Raw genomic sequence first — 19405 nt, forward strand, 5'->3', positions numbered from 1 at the left:
GCGTCAGGCGTCGCTTGTCACCCTGATCTCGGCCTGGCGAAGCACATCGGCAAGGTCGGCCGGTGGCGGCCGGTCGACGATCAGTTCATCGACATCGGTGAGGGCGCACACCCGGACGAGCCCCTTCTGCCCGAACTTGGAAGCGTCGGTGACAACGACGCGGCGCCGGCCGCGGGCAAGCACGGCATTGCCGAACTGCGCTTCTTCAAGGTCGTAATCCATAATGCCGGTAACCGCGTTCACCGCGCCTGCGGAAATGATGGCGTGATCGACGCTGAACCGGCTGATGAATTCGATGGCTGAAAAGCCAAGGGCGGAACCGCTGTCGCTGCGCAACTCGCCGCCGGCCATGTAGACCTTGTTGCCGTTGACGGTGGCGAGTGTGCGGGCGATGTCGGATGAATTGGTCACGACGGTGAGTTGCCGGTGGTCGAGCAGTGCGCGCGCCAGAAGGCTTGTCGTGGTGCCTGTGTCGAGCATCACTGATTCCCCGTCGCGGATCGTCGCGGCGGCAAGCCGGGCAATGGTTTCCTTCGCCTCGCGGTTTTCCCGCATCCGGCGTTCAAACGGTGCTTCATTGACGACGGAGGGCAGGGCGATCGCGCCGTGCATGCGCACGATTTCACCGCGCCCGGCGAGCGCTTTCACATCGCGCCGCACCGTTTCGACCGAAACGTCCAGATGCCGGGCGAGGTCGTTCACACCCATCGTGCCTTCCTTCGTGAGAAGGTCGAGGATCTGCCCGTGGCGCGGTGAATAGCTCATGTTTTCTCTCTGTCTGGGATGACCGTTTCTAACGCATTTTGACCGATTTTGCCTGAAAATGATTCCAGAAAATGAGAATATCGGTCAAATAACCACATTTTTGTATTGACTTCGCATTGGCGGACATCAATTCTTTCCGCAAAACAGGCGGCCAAAGGCTGCGGGAGGAGATATGGTGGACGCTCGGGATATCACCACCGCGCGCTCTGAACAGATCGCGGCTTTGCCGATCTGGAGCGGAGCTATCGACATCAAGCCGATGGTCGGCGGGATCAGCAACGAAAGCTGGCTCGTTACCGACAACAGGGGCGGGCATGTCGTCCGTTTCGGCAAGGATTACCTCTTTCACCACGTTCTCCGCGACCGTGAATTGATGACGGCGCGTGCTGCCGAAGAAGCGGCTCTCGCGCCTGCAGTCGAGCATGCGGAACCTGGCGTCATGGTCTGTAGATATCTCAACGCCAAGACCTATGCCGAGGCCGATGTGCGCGCCAATGTCGAGCGGGTGGCACTTATCGTGCGCGCCTTTCATCGCAAGATGCCGCACCACGTTTCAGGGCCTGGCTTCATGTTCTGGCCTTTCCATGTGATCCGCGATTATGCGCGCACGCTGGAGAACGGCAAGAGCCGGATGGTCGACCAGCTGCCGGCCTACCTGGCGCTGGCCGACGAACTTGAAGCGGTGCAGCAGCCACTCCCCATCGTCTTCGGCCACAACGATCTCTTGCCGGCCAACCTGCTCGACACCGGCGACAGGCTGTGGCTGATCGATTTCGAGTATGCCGGCTTTTCGACGCCCATGTTCGACCTCGCGGGCCTCTCCTCCAATGCCAGCTTCTCCGACGAGGAGAGCGAGGCGCTGCTTGGCTATTATTTCGACCGCACACCGGAGACACCGCTACGCCGCTCAATGGCGGCAATGCAATGCGCCTCGCTTCTGCGGGAGGCCATGTGGAGCATGGTCTCCGAACTCTATCTCGATGCGCCCGGCACGGACTATGTCGCCTACACGCATGAGAACCTGTCGCGGCTGGAGACGGCACTCGACACTTTCTACTCTCAATACGGACGCCTCTCCTGATGACCCAGCCTCTTCCTTCCCATGCCCAGATCGTTGTCATCGGTGGCGGCATCATCGGCTGCTCGACGGCCTATCACCTCGCCCGCGATCACAAGGCGGATGTCGTTCTCCTGGAACAGGGCAAGCTGACATCGGGCTCCACCTGGCATGCGGCCGGGCTTGTGGGGCAATTGCGGTCTTCGGCCTCAATCACGAAAGTGCTGAAATACTCGGTCGATCTCTACAAGCGACTGCATGAAGAGACCGGTCTTGAGACCGGCTGGAAGATGACGGGCTGTCTGCGACTGGCGACGAACGAGGACCGCTGGACCGAATTTCGCCGGCTTGCCACAACCGCGCGAAGCTTCGGCATGGACATGGAACTGGTGAGCCCCGAAGAGGTGAAGCGGATGTGGCCGCTCATGGACACATCCGACCTTCGCGGCGCCTCATGGCTGCCGACCGACGGTCAGGCGAGCCCCTCCGACATCACCCAGTCGCTCGCCAAGGGCGCGCGCATGCATGGTGCGCGTCTCTTCGAGGGCGTGCGCGTGACCGGTTTCGAAATGGATGGCGACCGCATAACGGCAGTCGAGACGAACCGGGGGCGCATCGGCTGTGAGACGGTGGTGAACTGCGGTGGCCAGTGGGCGCGCCAGATCGGCGCGATGGCCGGCGTTTCGGTGCCGCTGCATCCGGTGAAGCACCAGTATATCGTGACGGAGAAAATCGAAGGTCTTTCGACCGACACGCCGACCGTGCGCGACCCCGATCGGCGCATCTACTTCAAGGAAGAGGTGGGCGGTCTGGTGATGGGCGGCTATGAGCCGAACCCGCAAAGCTGGGTGACCGGCCTGCCGGGCGGTGACGTGCCCAACGAGTTCGAGTTCCAGCTTTTCGACGATGATTTCGATCATTTCGAACAACACATGACGCAGGCCATCGAGCGTGTGCCCGCGCTTGGTGAAGCAGGCGTGCGGCAGATGATCAACGGGCCGGAGAGCTTCACGCCCGACGGCAATTTCATTCTCGGCCAGGCGCCCGAATGCGCCAACATGTTTGTTGGTGCAGGCTTCAATGCATTCGGCATTGCGGCTGGCGGCGGCGCGGGCTGGGTGCTGGCCGAATGGGCTGTGCGCGGCGAAGCGCCGCTCGATCTCTGGGTGGTCGACATTCGCCGTTTCTCCACACTCCACGAAGACCGCAAATGGGTGGAGGAACGCACGCTTGAAGCTTATGGCAAGCACTACACCGTGGGGTTCCCGCATGAGGAATATGAGAGCGGGCGCCCGCGCATCGTTTCGCCACTCTATGAACGCTTGAAGAAGCACCGTGCAGTGTTCGGCTCCAAGCTCGGATGGGAGCGGCCCAACTGGTTTGCGCCCGCGGGCATGGAGCCTCGCGACGACTATTCCATGGGACGTCAGAACTGGTTCGGGCCGGTGGGTGAGGAGCATGCCCATGTGCGCGAAAAGGTCGGTGTGTTCGACCAGTCCTCCTTTGCCAAATACGAGATGACGGGCCCGGATGCGGCGGATGCGCTTGAGCGGATCTGCTCCAATTATGTGGCCAAGCCAGCCGGACGCCTGACCTATACGCAGATTCTCAACTCGCGCGGTGGCATCGAATGCGACCTCACCGTGGCGCGCCTTGCCGATGACCGCTTCTACATCGTCACCGGTACCGGTTCGCGCACCCATGATTTCGGCTGGATCAGGCAGCATCTGCCGGCGGGTGCGGATGCCCGGCTTGTCGATGTGACCGAGGCGTATGGTACGCTTTCGCTGATGGGACCCCGCGCGCGGGACGTGCTTTCGTCGGTGACGGATGCAGATGTGAGCAATGACGCGTTCCGCTTTGGCCGCGTGCAGGAGATCGAGATTGCCGGTCATAAGGTGCGCGCCATGCGCGTGACCTATGTGGGTGAGCTGGGCTGGGAACTGCATGTGCCCATCGAAGGGACAGGCGATGTTTTCGATGTGCTGATGGAGAAGGGCCGCGCCCATGACATCCGCCCGGTCGGCTATCGGGCCATCGAGTCGCTCCGTCTTGAAAAGGGGTATCGCGCCTGGGGTTCCGACGTCACGCCAAATGATAACCCGTTCGAAGCGGGGCTCGGCTGGGCGGTGAAACTGCGCCGCGACACGCCCTTCATCGGTCGTGAGGCCTGTGAGGCGGCGACCGCCAATCCGCTTGAAAAGCAACTGGCCTGCTTCACGACCGAGGACCCGGACGTGGTGCTGCTTGGCCGGGAGACCATCCTGCGCAATGGCGAGCCGGTCGGCTATCTGACCAGCGGTGGCTATGGCTACACGGTCGGGAAGCCCATCGGCTACGGCTATGTGCGCTCGGAAAACGGTGTCGACGACGCGTTTCTGGCATCGGGAGACTACGAACTCATCGTGGCGAACGAACGCTTCGCCGCCACGCTTCATATGGCGCCGCTCTACGATCCGCCGGGGGAACGCGTGAAGGGCTGATCGAAAAACCGGCGCCAAGATGCCGGGGCGCATTTCGCACACTGGGAGGGAAGGCAAATGGCTTCAATCGGTACCTACGTCATCTACATCATCATGGCATGCGCGGTCGCCGGCGCAATCGCCTCGATCCGCAACCCGGAAACCGGGCTCGGCAAGGAGTTCATCGAAGGGCTTCATTCCATTGGCCCGATTTTCATACCCGTGGCCGGCATCATGGCCGCGATCCCCTATCTTTCGGAGTCTATCCGGGCGGTCGCCGGGCCGCTCTTTGCGATGATCGGGGCCGATCCGTCCATCGCGGCAACGACGGTGATTGCGGTCGATATGGGGGGCTATCAGCTTGCCGACGCGCTGGCACAGTCGCGCGACGCCTGGATGATGGCGACCGTCGTCGGCTACATGTCGGGCGCGACGATCATCTTCTCCATTCCGGTCGGGCTGGCAATGCTGGCAAAATCCGACCACAAATATATGGCGCTTGGCATCATGTCGGGCATTCTGAGCGTGCCGGTCGGGGTTTTCATCGCCTGTACGCTGATCGCCATGACGGGGCTCGACATCAGACCGGATGTTTCCACCACCTCGGAGGCGACCCATCAGATTGCGCTGACCATGGTTGACATTCTGCGCAATCTTCTACCGCTGATCGTGTTCTGCGTGGCAATCGCTCTGGGGCTGCGTTTCGCACCCGATGCGATGATCACAGGTTTCCTTTGGTTCGGTCGCATCATGTATGCCGGTATCACGCTGGTTCTGGTGGCTTCGATCGTGGAATATTTCACCGGCTTTTTCTCAAGCGTGTTCGGCTCCTGGGGATTCGACCCGATCATTGCCGATGAACAGGATCAGTTCCGCGCTCTGGAGATTGCAGGCTATATCGGCATCATGCTCGCCGGCGCGTTTCCGATGGTTTATCTTCTGACCAAATATCTGGCTGGCCCCATGCAGGTGATCGGCGCACGCATCGGCGTTTCACCGGAAGGCGCGGCGGGACTTCTTGCGGCAAGTGCGAACATTCTCGCCATGTATCGTCTGGTCGGGCAGATGCGGCCCCGCGACAAGGTGTTGGCAATTGCGTTTGCCGTGTGTGCGGCATTCACCTTCGGCGATCATCTGGCGTTTGCGGCGAATTTTCAGCCGACGATGATCCTGCCCTTGATGCTGGGCAAGCTCTTTGGCGGTGCTGCGGGCTTCATGCTGGCCGTTTGGCTTTCGGTGCCGAAGGCGGAAGAACTGGCCCTGCGCGAAGCAGGGACGGCGCCGGAAGCGCGCCCGATGCCCGCACAATAGCAGTGGCTCAAAAACGTGTGCGGCCGGCATTGGCCGCACATATTGCCGGCGCTAGGCGTCTGCGCCGGCGGCCATTGGCTTCGCGTCCGGCTGATACCGGGCGGAAAGTGTCTCTCCGGTGCGCTGATAGTGCCGGCTCAGGAGAGCGATTGCCTTTTCGGTATCGCGCGCGATGGTCGCTTCCATGATCTCCTGATGCTCCAGCGTGAGATCGCGAGAGGGGCGGGCGCGGGGCCCACCCAGAACCGGGAAGCGATAACGCTCGGTTTCCACATAGAGCTTGTCCGAAAAATCGAGAAGCCAGTTTGACCGGCAGGCGCTGATGAGCGCGCGGTGAAACCGGTGATGCCGGTCTTCAAGCGCCTTCATCTCCTCCATGGGTGGCGTGTCCATCTGCTCCAGCTTCTTGGCTTTGAGGGAAAGTCCGTGAAAAGCCGAGATCACCTCCGTCTCCCAGTCGTCATCGCCGAATTTGATGGCGCGACGCAGCGCCTCGGCCTCGATGTGGATTCTTGTGTCGACTGCATCCCACATCTCGGTCAGCGAAAGCGGCGCGACGGTAAAGCCGCGCAGCGCGACCGACATGACGAGACGCTCGCTGTGCAGGCGGTTCAGCGCCTCGCGCAGGGGAGAATAGCCCAGCCCGTAACGCTGCTTGAGGTTCTCAAGCCGCAGCGGGCTGCCGGCCTCGAGCGTGCCGCTGACAATGTCCCAGCGCAGCTTTTGATAGGCCTCTTCCGTCAGCGTGGTTTCACGCGGGTTCTTCTTTCCCGACACGTCTTCTCCCCGGCATTGCTGCTTCGGTTTTGCAGGAGAACAGCATAGCACAGCGCTCCGCGCAACAAACGAAAAAATCCAGATTTTCGAAAATATCTATTTACAGCGAAAATCTCGCTGTTATCTTTCCGTCATTGAAGAGTGGAGGTTGAGATGTCGTCAGGCAGGGAAAACTACCGCGAGGACGTGGCGGGCCGCGCCAATGTGGAGGATACGCCGGAGCTTCTGGCCTATTACGACGAGCTGGAGGCGCTGGAGGCGGGTGCGCTGTGGACCGTCGCCAACAAGATCGAGCCCTGGGAGCCGCAGTCCTCGTCCGTGCCGATGATCTGGCGTTATCGCGATCTGCGCGAGCACGTCTTGCGTTCGGTCGAGCTGGTAACGCCGGAAAAAGCCGGTCGCCGTGTGATCTATCTCAACAATCCGGGTCGTCGCGAATTCGCCGCTGCTGTCGGCTGGCTCTATTCCGGACTTCAGGTCATGCATCCGGGCGAGGCTGCGTCCGCGCACCGGCATTCGGCCTCGGCGCTGCGCTTCATCATGGAGGGTGCAGGCGCCTACACCATCGTCGATGGCCACAAGATGACTCTCAACGCCAACGACTTCGTTCTGACGCCAAACGGCACCTGGCACGAGCACGGCGTTGAGGAAAGCGGCAGCCCCTGCATCTGGCAGGATGGGCTTGATATCCCGCTGGTCAACACGCTCGAAGCGAATTTCTATGAAGTTCACCCGGACCTGCGGCAGGCCGTCGGCTTTGCTGTAGACGACATGACGAAGACCTGGGGCAATCCGGGTCTGACGCCGGGCGGTGGCGCGTGGGACAAGGGTTATTCTCCGCTCTACAAATATGAGTGGGAGCGCACTTATGAAGCGCTCAAGCGCTATGCAGAAGCGACCGACGGCTCGCCCTATGACGGCGTGATGATGGAATACATCAACCCCGTCACTTCGGGCCCAGTCATGCAGACCATCGGCGCCAGCATGCAGATGCTGCGCCCCGGCGAAAAGACGAAGGCGCACCGTCACACCGGCAGCTATCTCTACCAGGTGGCGAAGGGCAAGGGCTACTCGATCATCGGCGGCAAGCGGTTCGACTGGCAGGAACGCGACATTTTCTGTGTGCCGTCCTGGGCATGGCACGAACACGCCAATCTGTCCGACAGCGACGATGCCTGCCTCTTCTGTTTCAACGACCTTCCGGTGATGCGTTCGCTCGGTCTCTACCGGGAAGAAGCGCTGGCCGACAATGGCGGTCACCAACCACAAGACTGATCAAGGACATATCTGAATGCGACTGGTTACCTACAGGGCCACGGTCGAGGCGCCCGCGCGTCTTGGCGTCATCGAGGGCGAGAGCGTTGTCGACGTGGAAGCGCTCGGCATTGCCTTTGGCGAGGACTTCCCCGCCTCCATGCTGGAGCTGATCGATCTCGGTCCGGATGGGCTGGCGGCGCTGAAACGGCTTCTGGACGAGGCGCGCGGTGCATGGCCGGTGCGCACGACCGTGCCGCTCGCCAATGTGCGATTGCTGGCCCCCATCCCGCGACCGCGCAAGAACATCTTCGGCATCGGCCTCAACTATGTGGAGCATGTGGAGGAATCGAGCCGCACGCTCGATACGTCGAAGGACCTGCCCAAGGAGCCGGTCATTTTCAGCAAGCCGCCCATGGCGGTTGTCGGGCCGGACGATCCGATCGAGCACAATGCCTCGATCACACAGCAGCTCGACTGGGAGGTGGAGCTTGCCGCCATCATCGGGCGCAAGGCCACCAAGGTGAGCGAGGAAGACGCGCTTTCCTACGTGTTTGGCTACAGCGTGATGATCGATGTCAGCGCGCGCGACAACCGTCGCGCCGGTCAGTGGATCTATTCCAAGGGACAGGACAGCTTTGCGCCATTCGGTCCCTGCATCGTCACTGCCGACGAGGTGGGGGACCCTCACGATCTCGACCTCTGGCTCACCGTCAATGGCGAGCGCAAACAGGGTTCGAACACGAAGCACATGCTGTTCAAGATACCGACGCTCATCTCCGACATCTCGGCCGCCATCACGCTTGATCCCGGCGACATCATCGCCACCGGCACGCCCGAAGGCGTCGGTGCGGGCCGCGATCCGCAGGAATGGCTATGGCCTGGCGATGTGGTGGAAGCGTGTGTCGAGGGCATCGGCACGATCCGCCATCCGGTTGTGGCCGTCGGCAATGATTTCTCACGTCAGCGCAAGGCCGGATGATCCGGCTTCGTACGCGCAATTCAAGGGAGGAGAACATGACAATGGGACTTAAGGGCAAGGCAATGCGGACCGGCCTTATGGCCACCGCGCTCGTAACGGTCATGGCCGCGCAGGCCTCTGCGGAGGAGCTGCGCATCGGCTTCATCACCACGCTTTCGACACCGGCCGGCTATATCGGCGAGGACATCCGCGACGCCTTCATGCTGGCCATCGGCGAAGACGGCAAGCTGGGCGATACGCCGGTTGTGCTCGAGGTCGAGGACGATGGCCTGAAGCCGGCCAATGCCAAACAGTCGGCAGACCGTCTGGTACAGTCGGGCGTCAAGCTGTTCACGGGCGTGAACTTCTCCAACGTGCTTGCCGCCGTGCAGCCGACGGTGATGAAGTCCGGCGGCTTTTATGTCAGCGTCAATCCGGGACCGTCCGTCTTTGCCGGCGAGAAGTGCAACCCCAACTACTTCGTCGCCTCCTACCAGAACGATGCGTTCCACGAGGCGGCGGGTCTTGCGGCCAACAAGCTCGGCTACAAGAAGGTCGTGATCCTTGCGCCCAACTATCAGGCGGGCCGCGACGCGCTGAACGGCTTCAAGCGCACCTATGAGGGCGAGGTGGTGGAGGAGATCTACACCAAGCTCAACCAGACCGACTTTTCTGTCGAGCTGGCGCGCATTCGCTCGGCCGCGCCCGATGCCATCTACCAGTTCCATCCGGGCGGTGCCGGCATCAACTTCGCCAAGCAGTATGACAATGCCGGTCTGAAAGACAGCGTGCCCATGCTGGTGCCGGCCTTCTCACTCGATGCGCAGATGGTCAAGGCGACGGGCGATGCCGCCGATGGCGTCTATGCCTCAGCCCTCTGGACGACCGAGTTCGACAACGATGCCTCTCGTGATTTTGTTAAACGCTTTGAGGAAGCCTATGGCCGCACGCCGACCATGTATGCCGAACAGGCTTACGACACGGCAAACCTGATCGCCTCTGCGCTCGATGCCGTGGGCGGAAACATCGACGATGCAGACGCATTCCGCGCCGCACTCGCCAAGGCCGATTTCGAGCCGATCCGCGACAAATACACATTCGGCCCGAACCAGCATCCGATTCAGAACTATTATCTGACACGGTTCGAAAAGAATGCGGATGGCGAGATCGTCCAGACGGTGGTGGAGCGCATCGCCGAGAACCATCAGGACGCCTACGCCGGGGACTGCAAGATGGACTGACGGCAAAGGCCGTTTTCCTGAACGGAACTGCCCGGCGGCGATGCGTTGCCGGGCACTCCATCCGCACCGGCCCGTTCGGAGCGGGCAGCCCACCGAACCCAGACCGGCGAGCACTGGAACGCCATGATCCTCTTCATTGAACAGTTGTTGAACGGCCTGCAATATGGCGCGTTCCTCTTCCTGCTGGCCTCGGGCCTGACCCTCGTTTTCGGCATTATGGGTGTGATCAATCTCACCCATGGCACGTTCTACATGATCGGCGCCTATTGCGGTGCGCTCACCGTTGCCTCCACGGGCTCGTTTCTCATGGGGCTCCTGGCGGCCATGGCGGGCGCGGGACTCTACGGACTGCTGGTCGAAAGCGCCGTGGTGCGATGGCTCTACAATCGCGACCATCTCTACCAGGTTCTGGCGACGCTCGGCCTCATCCTTTTTACCAATGAGGCGGTGACGCTGATTGTCGGTCGTTCCCCGATATTCATGAATATTCCCCCCTTCCTTGAAGGTTCGGTGACGCTCTTCCCGGGACTTGCCTATCCGCTCATGCGGCTCGCGCTGATCGCGGTCGGTCTCGCAGTGGCGTTTGGGCTCTGGCTTCTGGTCAACCACACACGCTTCGGCATGCTCATGCGCGCCGGCGCCGATGACCGGCAGATGGTCGACGCGCTGGGTGTCAACATGCGCGTACTCTATATGAGCGTTTTCGGCCTTGGCGCGATCCTGTGCGGGCTGGCCGGCGTCATGGCCGCGCCGCTGCTTGCCGTCGAGATTGCCATGGGCGAGCGCATCCTCATCACCACATTCGTGGTCATCGTCATTGGCGGGGTCGGTTCCATCCGCGGTGCTTTCGTCGGCGCCATGCTGGTGGGCATGGTCGACAGTCTCGGCCGGGCCTACGTGCCGCAGATATTTACCGCGCTACTGCCCTATTCGGTGGCCGACACACTGGCGGCCGGCCTCGTCTCCGCGAGCATCTATGTGCTGATGGCGCTTGTCCTTCTCGTTCGGCCCTATGGCCTCTTCCCCGCCCGGAGCTGAGCCGATGTCCAAATTCGACCGTTTCACGCTGACCGGCATTGTCATGCTTGTTCTGCTCATCATCGCGCCTTTTGTGGTGGCGCAGACGGGCTGGCATGGCGGCCTGCCGCTTCTCACGCGTATCGTCATCTATGCGCTGGCGGTGGTCAGTCTCGATCTGATCATCGGCTATGGCGCGCTGGTGAGCTTCGGCCACGCCATGTTCTTCAGTGTCGGTGGCTATGTGGTGGCGGTCCTCGCTTACCACACGAATATGGGTGACACGATCTTTGGCTGGGAAGGCACGAATTCGGCGCTTGTCCTTTGGCCGCTGGCGCTTCTCGCCTGTGCGCTGCTCGGTCTCGTGATCGGCTATCTGGCGCTCAAGACACGCGGCGTGCAGTTCATCATGATCACACTCGCCTTCGCCCAGATGGTCTATTTCATTCTCGTTTCGCTGCAATTTTACGGCGGGGATGACGGGCTCATGATGGATATGCGTAACACCATGCCCGGCATCGATCTGGATGACCCCTTCGCGTTTTACTATCTCGCCCTCGGCCTGCTCGTTCTTTGGGTCCTCTTCTGCCGCTTCATCGTCAACTCGCGCTTCGGCATGGTGTTTCAGGGCCTGCGCCAGAGCGAGCGCCGCGCCGTCAATCTCGGCGTCAACCCGCTGCCCTTCCGGCTCGCCGCCTTTGTCATCTCGGCCGTCGGCACCGGGCTCGCCGGCGTGCTGTGGGCCAATTATGCCGAGTTCGTCACACCCGATATGGCCACCTGGGCAAAGTCGGGCGAGTTCATGGCCATCGTCACACTGGGCGGGCTGGGCACGCTTCTCGGCCCTATAGCGGGTGCAGCCGCCTTCATCGGGCTTGAGCAGATACTTACCATCTGGACCGAGCACTGGATGATCGTCATGGGCCCGATCCTGGTGCTGATCGCATTGTTCGGCCAGCAGGGCATGCTTGGCCGCTTCCTGAAGGGAGGCCGTCATGACTGATGGAGCCGCAATCAAGACGGGCGAGGCAGTCCTCGCGCTCGACCATTTGCACAAGGCGTTCGGCGCACTCAAAGTCACCGACGATGTCACGCTCGATGTGCGCAGTGGCGAAATTCACGCGCTGATCGGGCCGAATGGCGCCGGCAAATCCACGCTCATCGCGCAGATCTGCGGCGAGTTGCGGTCGGATTCCGGCCGTGTGCACTTCAAGGGACGCGACCTGACCGACCTCAGCGCCTTCAAACGCGCAAGGCTTGGGCTCGGGCGTTCGTTCCAGACAACACAGCTCTGCCTCGAATTCAGTGTGCTCGAACACGTCATCCTCTCGCTCGACTGCATGGAAGGCGGGTCGTTCAACCTTTTCGCCAATCCGCGCAACGATGCCGCGCTTCGTGAAGAAGCGGTGCACTGGATCGGCAAGGCGGGGCTGGCGGGCCGCGAAAACCGGCAGGTCGCCAATCTCGCCCATGGCGAGCGGCGCCAGCTTGAACTTGCCGTGGCGCTTGCGCGCAAGCCGCATGTGCTGGTGCTGGACGAACCCATGGCAGGCATGGGCGCAGAAGAATCCGCCCGCATGGTCGACCTGCTTCAGGAACTGAAGGGCGAATACCCCATGCTTCTGGTCGAGCATGACATGGATGCCGTGTTCACCCTCGCCGACCGCGTCAGCGTTCTCGTCTATGGCCGGATCATCTTCACCGGCACGGTGGACGAGGTGCGGCAGGATGCGGAAGTGCGCAGCGCCTACCTGGGAGACGAAACATGCTGAAAGTCACTGGTCTCGAAGCGGGATACGGCGTCAGCCAGGTGCTGTTCGGTATGGGCTTCGAAGTGCCACGCGGTTCGGTCACCTCGCTGATTGGCCGCAACGGCATGGGAAAGACCACGACCATCCACACCATTCTCGGCATGGTGCGCGCGCGTGGCGGCGACATCCAGCTTGAAGGCGAGAGCATCACCGCCCTGCAGCCCAACACCATTGCCCGGCGGGGCATCGGGCTGGTGCCTGAAGGGCGGCGGGTCTTCCCCTCGCTCACGGTGGAGGAAAATCTGGTCGCCACCTCCCGGCCGGGCGGTGCGGACGGCTGGAGCCTCGAACGCATCTACGATCTCTTTCCGCGCCTGAAGGAGCGGCGCGGCCAGTTTGCGGCCACGCTTTCGGGCGGCGAGCAGCAGATGCTGGCCGTGGGCCGCGCGCTCCTGACCAATCCCGCGCTTCTCATCCTCGACGAGGCGACGGAGGGGCTCGCGCCCGTCATCCGCGCCGACATCTGGGCGACGCTGCGCCGGTTGAAGGAGCTCGGCCAGTCGATCCTCGTGGTCGACAAGAATCTGAAAGAAATGGCTCCGCTTGTCGACCGGCACCACATCGTCGAGAAGGGCAGGGTGGTCTGGCAGGGCTCGCCGCAGGAGCTGGCAGCCAATGAAGACCTTGCCCATCGCTATCTGGGGGTATGAGCATGGATGCCGCAGCACCGCTTTTCAGGGGCATGGACCAGCCGACGCTGGAGCGTGAATACAATGCGCGCGAAAGCGTCGCCTCCTACGCGGCCGAACACGCCCGCTACGTTGCCGAGAGCGAGCAGGTCCGGCAAAGCCGCGCTGCAAAGCGCGATATCGTCTACGATCCGCAGAGCGGCGAAACGCTCGATCTTTACCTGGCGGGTGAAGGCAGCCCCGTCTTCCTGTGGATTCACGGTGGCTACTGGCGCGGTGGCTCGAAGGAGGACAATGCCTTTGCAGCGGGCGGTCTGATGGCGCACGGCATCTCCGTCGCCGTGATGAACTACACGCTGGCGCCTGAGGCCGGTATCGGCGAGATGGTACGTCAGGTGCGCAGCGCTGTGGCCTGGCTCAGGAACAATGGCGCAGAGCGTGGTCTCGATGTGGAGCGGATCCATGTCGGCGGCTCCTCTGCCGGCGGGCATCTGGCGGGCATGGTTCTTGCCGATGGCTGGCTTGAGGCGTTTGACCTGCCGCCGGACACGATTGGCACGGTTCTCGCGCTGAGCGGGCTGCATGAACTCGAACCCCTGCAGCACACGCAGGTGAATGGCTGGATGCGGTTCGACACGGGCTCCATTGCCCAAAACTCCCCGATCCGACATATCCCCGCGACATCCGGAGCGCGGCTGATTGCCTCGGTTGGTGGGCTCGAGACAGGTGAGTTCATCCGTCAGACGCTGGACTATGCCGCGGCCTGGAAGGCAGCAGGCCATGCGGCGCAGGTGATCGACATGCCGTCGCACAATCATTTCGATATTGCGCTCAGCCTTTGCGAGCCCGATGGTGTGCTGGTCGAGGCCGTCCGCGCTTCGATCGTCCGAGATGCTCAGGGAGAATCCGCATGAAATCGTTCAAGGCAGCCGTCGCACAGACGGCGTCCAACCCCGTTGACGCGCTTGCATCTGCCGGGAAGGCAGCAGCCATCATCCGCGAGGCAGCGGGTGAGGGGGCGAAACTCATCGTCTTTCCTGAAGCCTTTCTTGGGGGTTATCCCAAAGGCGCTTCTTTCGGCGCGCCCATCGGCATCCGCAAGCCCGAGGGCCGCGAGGCTTTCAGGGATTATTACGAACGCGCCATCGATCTCGACGGCGAGGAAGTGGCGCTGATTGCCGAGGCGACGGCTGAGACGGGTCTCTTCGCCGTCATGGGCTGTATCGAGCGCGACGGTGGCACCCTCTATTGCACGGTTCTGTTCTTCGATGGTGAGAAGGGGCTCATCGGCAAGCACCGCAAGCTCATGCCGACGGCTGGCGAGCGTCTGATCTGGGGCTTTGGCGATGGCTCGACCATGCCGGTTTTCGAAACCCCGCTCGGCCGCATCGGCGCGGTCATCTGCTGGGAAAACTACATGCCCATGCTGCGCATGCACATGTACAGCCAAGGCGTCAGCCTCTATTGCGCCCCCACCGCCGATGACCGCGACACCTGGCTCCCCTCGATGCAGCATATCGCGCTGGAAGGCCGCTGCTTCGTATTGAGCGCCTGCCAGCACATCACGCGCGGCGCGTTTCCCGACGATCACGAATGCGCGCTGGGCGATGATCCCGACACCGTGCTAATGCGCGGCGGAAGCGCCATTGTCGACCCGCTCGGAAACGTCCTCGCCGGCCCGGATTTCGAGGGCGAGACGGTGCTTTACGCCGACATCGACTTGGCCGCCGTGGCGCGCGGAAAATACGATTTCGACGTGACGGGCCACTATGCCCGGCCCGATATATTCCAGCTCCGGGTGGATGGCCGTCCAAAGCGCGCCGTCTCCAACATAAGCGATGAACCCCTGAGCGAATGACGGCACCTGATGCGCTTCAAGCTTGACGAACTCGACCCGCAGATCGGCTACAAGGTGATGACGGCGACCGTCACGCCGCGTCCCATCGCCTGGGTGACGAGCGTGTCCTCCGAAGGCGTGGTCAACGCCGCGCCCTACAGCTTCTTCAATGTGATGGGGCACAGACCGCCCACCGTCGCCATCGGCGTGATGGCGGACCCCCAGCGCGGCTTCAAGGATACGGCACGCAATATTGTCGGCGGCGGAGAGTTCGTCGTGAACCTCGTTCCCGAGCGTCTCGCGGCAGCGATGAACATCACGTCCATGGATGCACCCGAGGATGTCAGCGAACTCGATTGCGCCGGCCTGACGGCCTTGCCCGCGCAGCAGGTGGCTCCGCCGCACATTGCCGAGGCTCCTGTCTCTTTCGAATGCGTCAGCCACAGCGTTCTCGTCACCGGTCCGCATCAGGCGCTGGTCGTTGGCCGCGTGGTCGAAATCCGCGTGGCCGACGATTTCGTCATCGATGCCGAACGCGGCCACATCGACACGCCCGCGCTCGGCCTCATCGCCCGTATGCACGGCCGCGGCTGGTATGCACGCTCCAGCGATACGTTTCAGATCGATCGCCCGACCTATGCCGACTGGCTGGCCGGCGAAGGCCGTCAGGTCGGCTGACCACCGACCACTGGTTTGCGTTCTTCTCTTGCCGGGGTGTCGCGGGCTGCCCATCGGGCGCGTGTTTGGGAGGAGATAAATGGTCGGTCAGAACCAGTGAATCAGGTGAATGTCGTCGGGCTCCATCGCGACCAGCATGGTGTCCGGCCTGGGCGCCAGCATGGCACCCTGACGCAGGTAGAATTCCACCGTTCGTCGCGTCGAGGTGGATGAGATATAAAACCCTGCGGTTCCTGGGCCTTCCGACGCTTTCCTGCATTCCGCGTAGAGCCGGGCGGCCAGCCGACGGCCCCGCCAGCCATGGCTTACATGCAGAAATGCAAGCTGGCGCAGGTCCGGGTAATCTCGCACCGGGCGTGCATCGATGACACCGGCCGCCACAAGCTCTTCCCCGCGGAAAGCTCCTAGAAAGACGCCGCCATGATCGAAACAGTCGAGCAGGATGGGCGTGTACTGTTCCGGCTCACCTTCCGGCCAGTCGCGTGTATCGTAAAACTGCCGCTGCAGATGCAGAGCGCCATCTTTCACACAATAGGTCTCTTCCACGAGTTCGCGTCTGTCGATCTGCCAGAGAAGCACCACTTCCGGGCGCTCCAGAGGGCGGATTTCGATTGCGCGGGTGTCGTCGGACCTGTCCAAGGCAGCATTTCGAAAGGTTGATGAAAAATGGTGCCCAGGGGCGGAATCGAACCACCGACACGCGGATTTTCAGTCCGCTGCTCTACCAACTGAGCTACCTGGGCAAACCCTGCTTCACATTGCCGGGGCAGAGATTTCTGCTGGCGGTGGCGGGGTTGGTTCTCCGCCGGAAGCGCGTGGGTTATAGCACGAGATTTTCCGCTGACAAGCGCCCTTCGGTCGATTTGCAGGGACTTTTTTCAAAACCCGCTCGAACCCTCATGTTCGCCATGAAAGAAGGCGCTTTTCAAGCTTGCCGATCAGCCACGCAATGATGAGACCGATGACGGAGAGAAGCGCCACGCCAGCGATAAGCTGGTCGAGGGCAAAAAGCGCACCGGCCATCAGGATATAGGCCCCGACGCCGAATTCAGCGCCGATCATCTCTGCCGCCACAAGCAGAACAATGGCGATAGAAGCCGAGATGCGAAAGCCCGAAAGGATGGCGGGCATCGCGCCGGGCACGATGATCTTGCGCACGATGGAAAGCCACGACATGCCAAAGGACTGGCCCATGCGAATGAGATTGCGGTCGACATTGTCCACCCCGCCATAGGTGGCGATCACGGTCGGAAAGAACGTGCCGAAGAGGATGGTCGCCACCTTGGAGCCCTCTCCAATGCCGAACCAGATGATGAAGAGCGGCAGGAGCGCGATCTTGGGGACCGGAAAAAGGGCAGAGACAAGCGGCAGAAGGCCGGCGCGGGCAAGGGAGAAGAGGCCGATGAAAAGGCCGACCGCAATGCCCAGAAGGCTGCCCAGCGTCCAGCCGACGATCAGACGGTAAAGGCTCGCACCCAGATGCTTCCACAACATGCCGGTCTGGAAGAGATCGATCAGCGCACCGAACGCTTCGGATGGAGCCGGCAGGGCAATTGAGCTGATGAAGCCTGAACGCGAGCCGAGCTCCCAGACAGCGAGAATGGCGAGGAAAACGAGCGGCGCGACTGGGCCCAGCGGACGGTGGACAAAGCCCCCGCCCCGGAAGGGCACCGGTCGCTGCCCGCCTGTTTCGGAAACACCGGCACCGGCGACGGGTACGTCGCGCGTGGCATCATGCGACATTGGCGATCTCCCGGTCGGCTTCGCGGGCTTCCTCGCGCATGATTTCCCAGACGCGGCGCTGCAGGGTTTCGAGCTCCGCCAGCCGGTCGGCACGCTCGGCAAGCGGCATGTCGATCTCAACCACGTCGCGAATGCGGCCGGGACGGCGGGACAGCACGATGATGCGGCGGCCAAGCCGCACGGCCTCGTTGAGGTTGTGTGTGACGTAGCAGGCGGAAAAGCGCTCGCGGGTCCATAACGCCACGAGATCGTCCATCAGGAGTTCGCGGGTCTGGCTGTCGAGCGCGGAAAGGGGTTCGTCCATCAGCATGATGGCCGGCTTGACGGCAAGCGCTCGGGCAATGGCCACCCGCTGCTTCATGCCGCCGGAGAGCTGCCGGGGCAGGGCCTTGGCGAAGTCGGAGAGATTGGTGCGGGCAAGCACATCGGCGATGATGGCCTGCCGCTCGGCTGCGGAGATGCCGTGATCTTCCAGCACAAGGCTGACATTGCCTTCAACACTGCGCCAGGGAAGAAGGGCAAAATCCTGAAAGATGTAGGTCAGCGGATTGAGCGAGCCTTCCGGCTCGGGTCCGGAAAGAAGCGCCTGACCTTGATCCGGTTTTTCCAGTCCGCCGGCGATGCGCAGAAGCGTGGACTTGCCGCAGCCCGAGGGGCCGACGATGCAGACGATTTCTCCATCATCCACCGTGAGCGAGACGTCGTCCAGGACGGTTGTGCTACCGTAGTGATGGGTAATGTTTTTGAGAAGAAGCTGCATCGGCTCAAAGAATACCGCCCCGGGCAGGCCGGGGCGGTTTCGCTGCTATCGGGTTTCCACGAAGCTGGTGTCGACCAGCTTTTCCATCGTCACGCCATCGGGCACGAGGCCTTCCGACTTGAACCATTCAAGCTGGTCCTCGACGCTTGCGACGCTGAGCGCCGCGCCCTCATTGATACGCATCGCACCGGCGCGAATGCGCGGGCCGGCCTTGTCGAGCGGCTGGTCGGAATAGACATATTTGTGGATCATCTCGACGATTGCCGCGGTGTCTTCCTCGCTCATGGACTTGTCGACGAGGGCGGCGTTGTAATCGCTGATCCCCTCGGAAAGGCCAGTGAGGAAGCGCTCGACCAGATCCTTCTTTTCGGACGCATTCTTCGTCGAGGTGAACACCGTGGTGACCTGATAATTGTCGATGTAATCAGAGACTTTGCCGATCTCCACTACTTCCGGACCCCTGGTGAGTGCGCCGGCGATGTTGGGCACGATGGACCATGCATCGATCTGACCGCTCTTGAGCGAGGCGATGATGGCCGGCACCTTCTGCAATGGCTTCACCTGGATCTCCGCACGGTCAAAGCCTTCCTTGTCGGCGATCTTGTGTGCCATGTAGTGGAAGGAGGAACCGGTGGTGGTGATGCCGTAGCTGCGGCCTTTCAGGTCGGCGGGCGTTTTCACGCCGGCATCGTATGCGGCCCTGGAGGCGAGGATCTTCTGGCCGTCGATCTCGGGCGTTTCCTGCAGGGCTCCGCCGATGATCTTGATCACGCCCTTGTCGGCAAGGCTGATCAGGCCACCGGAAATGGCTGTCATGCCGAAATCGACATCGCCCGATGCGATGGCAACCGCCATGGGCTGCGCGGCCTGGAAAGACACGAACTCGACCTCGAGATCCTGCGCTTCGAAATAGCCTTTCGCCTCGGCAATGATGCTGGGCGAATGGGATGTGAGCGACAGAATGCCGACATTGATCTTGTCTGCAGCCTGCGACGGTAGTGCAAATCCGACAAAGGCGGCGGAAAGGGCGAGTGCACCAAGCGTACGGCGGGTGATGGCAGTCATTGGGGACCTCTCAGAATATCTTCAACTGATGCTATTT

General features: G+C 61.9%; 19 protein-coding genes and 1 tRNA gene. 13 read left to right on the plus strand and 7 right to left on the minus strand.

Translation table 11 applies throughout. The features are described 5' to 3' along the window. Window positions 1-3: 3 nt before the first annotated feature. Window positions 4-765: a DeoR/GlpR family DNA-binding transcription regulator gene (locus BLW55_RS15425; RefSeq protein WP_090329387.1), complete on the minus strand. Its 762-nt coding sequence runs from the start codon at window positions 763-765 to the stop codon at window positions 4-6. A 172-nt stretch (window positions 766-937) separates the two neighbouring features. Between BLW55_RS15425 and BLW55_RS15430 the strand changes: the two genes are divergently transcribed. The 3 genes from BLW55_RS15430 to eutH are packed head-to-tail and all read left to right on the plus strand — an operon-like array spanning window position 938 to window position 5595. Continuing rightward, on the plus strand, window positions 938-1846 hold the full coding sequence (locus tag BLW55_RS15430; RefSeq protein WP_090329388.1) for a phosphotransferase family protein: 909 nt from the start codon (window positions 938-940) through the stop codon (window positions 1844-1846). Beyond that, window positions 1846-4305, plus strand: coding sequence for a GcvT family protein (locus BLW55_RS15435; RefSeq protein WP_090329389.1), 2460 nt, complete (start codon window positions 1846-1848; stop codon window positions 4303-4305). Before BLW55_RS15430 ends, BLW55_RS15435 begins: the two co-directional genes overlap by 1 nt. Before the next feature lie 57 nt (window positions 4306-4362). Then, complete coding sequence (gene eutH, locus BLW55_RS15440; RefSeq protein ID WP_090329390.1) at window positions 4363-5595, plus strand: ethanolamine utilization protein EutH; 1233 nt, start codon at window positions 4363-4365, stop codon at window positions 5593-5595. 51 nt (window positions 5596-5646) lie between these two features. Here eutH and BLW55_RS15445 read toward each other — a convergent pair whose 3' ends face one another. Further along, on the minus strand, window positions 5647-6372 hold the full coding sequence (locus tag BLW55_RS15445; RefSeq protein ID WP_090329391.1) for a GntR family transcriptional regulator: 726 nt from the start codon (window positions 6370-6372) through the stop codon (window positions 5647-5649). Between the two features lie 153 nt (window positions 6373-6525). Here BLW55_RS15445 and BLW55_RS15450 point away from each other — a divergent pair, with 153 nt between their 5' ends. From BLW55_RS15450 to BLW55_RS15495, 10 genes are all read left to right on the plus strand, one after another. Then, window positions 6526-7647, plus strand: coding sequence for a cupin domain-containing protein (locus BLW55_RS15450; RefSeq protein ID WP_007006921.1), 1122 nt, complete (start codon window positions 6526-6528; stop codon window positions 7645-7647). A 16-nt stretch (window positions 7648-7663) separates the two neighbouring features. Then, entirely contained in the window at window positions 7664-8608 is a 945-nt protein-coding gene (locus tag BLW55_RS15455; protein WP_007006922.1) for a fumarylacetoacetate hydrolase family protein, read from the plus strand. Window positions 8609-8649: 41 nt separating this feature from the next. After that, window positions 8650-9828, plus strand: a complete 1179-nt coding sequence (locus tag BLW55_RS15460) for an ABC transporter substrate-binding protein (protein ID WP_090329392.1) — start codon at window positions 8650-8652, stop codon at window positions 9826-9828. Window positions 9829-9951: 123 nt separating this feature from the next. Next, window positions 9952-10866, plus strand: coding sequence for a branched-chain amino acid ABC transporter permease (locus BLW55_RS15465; protein WP_177175136.1), 915 nt, complete (start codon window positions 9952-9954; stop codon window positions 10864-10866). 4 nt (window positions 10867-10870) lie between these two features. Next, entirely contained in the window at window positions 10871-11848 is a 978-nt protein-coding gene (locus BLW55_RS15470) for a branched-chain amino acid ABC transporter permease (protein ID WP_025030831.1), read from the plus strand. Further along, a complete protein-coding gene (locus BLW55_RS15475; protein ID WP_025030832.1) occupies window positions 11841-12617 on the plus strand; it encodes an ABC transporter ATP-binding protein in 777 nt (258 codons plus the stop codon). Before BLW55_RS15470 ends, BLW55_RS15475 begins: the two co-directional genes overlap by 8 nt. Further along, window positions 12611-13306, plus strand: coding sequence for an ABC transporter ATP-binding protein (locus tag BLW55_RS15480; RefSeq protein WP_090329393.1), 696 nt, complete (start codon window positions 12611-12613; stop codon window positions 13304-13306). The genes BLW55_RS15475 and BLW55_RS15480 overlap by 7 nt, the downstream gene beginning before the upstream one ends. Window positions 13307-13308: 2 nt before the next feature. Continuing rightward, window positions 13309-14199, plus strand: coding sequence for an alpha/beta hydrolase (locus tag BLW55_RS15485; protein WP_244509097.1), 891 nt, complete (start codon window positions 13309-13311; stop codon window positions 14197-14199). Beyond that, entirely contained in the window at window positions 14196-15143 is a 948-nt protein-coding gene (locus BLW55_RS15490) for a carbon-nitrogen hydrolase family protein (protein WP_090329394.1), read from the plus strand. The genes BLW55_RS15485 and BLW55_RS15490 overlap by 4 nt, the downstream gene beginning before the upstream one ends. Window positions 15144-15152: 9 nt before the next feature. Next, on the plus strand, window positions 15153-15800 hold the full coding sequence (locus BLW55_RS15495; protein ID WP_007006929.1) for a flavin reductase family protein: 648 nt from the start codon (window positions 15153-15155) through the stop codon (window positions 15798-15800). 87 nt (window positions 15801-15887) lie between these two features. Here the strand turns inward: BLW55_RS15495 and BLW55_RS15500 are convergent, their stop codons facing one another. The 5 genes from BLW55_RS15500 to BLW55_RS15520 form a co-directional block, all read right to left on the minus strand. Further along, the gene (locus BLW55_RS15500) at window positions 15888-16439 is read right to left on the minus strand and encodes a GNAT family N-acetyltransferase (RefSeq protein WP_090329395.1); all 552 of its coding nucleotides are present in this window, start codon (window positions 16437-16439) and stop codon (window positions 15888-15890) included. Window positions 16440-16467: 28 nt separating this feature from the next. Further along, window positions 16468-16543 (minus strand) — tRNA-Phe (locus tag BLW55_RS15505). 154 nt (window positions 16544-16697) lie between these two features. Further along, a complete protein-coding gene (locus BLW55_RS15510) occupies window positions 16698-17543 on the minus strand; it encodes an ABC transporter permease (RefSeq protein ID WP_090329396.1) in 846 nt (281 codons plus the stop codon). Further along, on the minus strand, window positions 17533-18303 hold the full coding sequence (locus tag BLW55_RS15515; RefSeq protein WP_090329397.1) for an ABC transporter ATP-binding protein: 771 nt from the start codon (window positions 18301-18303) through the stop codon (window positions 17533-17535). The genes BLW55_RS15510 and BLW55_RS15515 overlap by 11 nt, the downstream gene beginning before the upstream one ends. Window positions 18304-18348: 45 nt before the next feature. Next, window positions 18349-19368: an ABC transporter substrate-binding protein gene (locus tag BLW55_RS15520; RefSeq protein WP_090329398.1), complete on the minus strand. Its 1020-nt coding sequence runs from the start codon at window positions 19366-19368 to the stop codon at window positions 18349-18351. Between the last annotated feature and the right edge of the window lie 37 nt (window positions 19369-19405).

This window comes from Nitratireductor aquibiodomus (assembly GCF_900105565.1).
GTDB lineage: Bacteria > Pseudomonadota > Alphaproteobacteria > Rhizobiales > Rhizobiaceae > Nitratireductor > Nitratireductor aquibiodomus.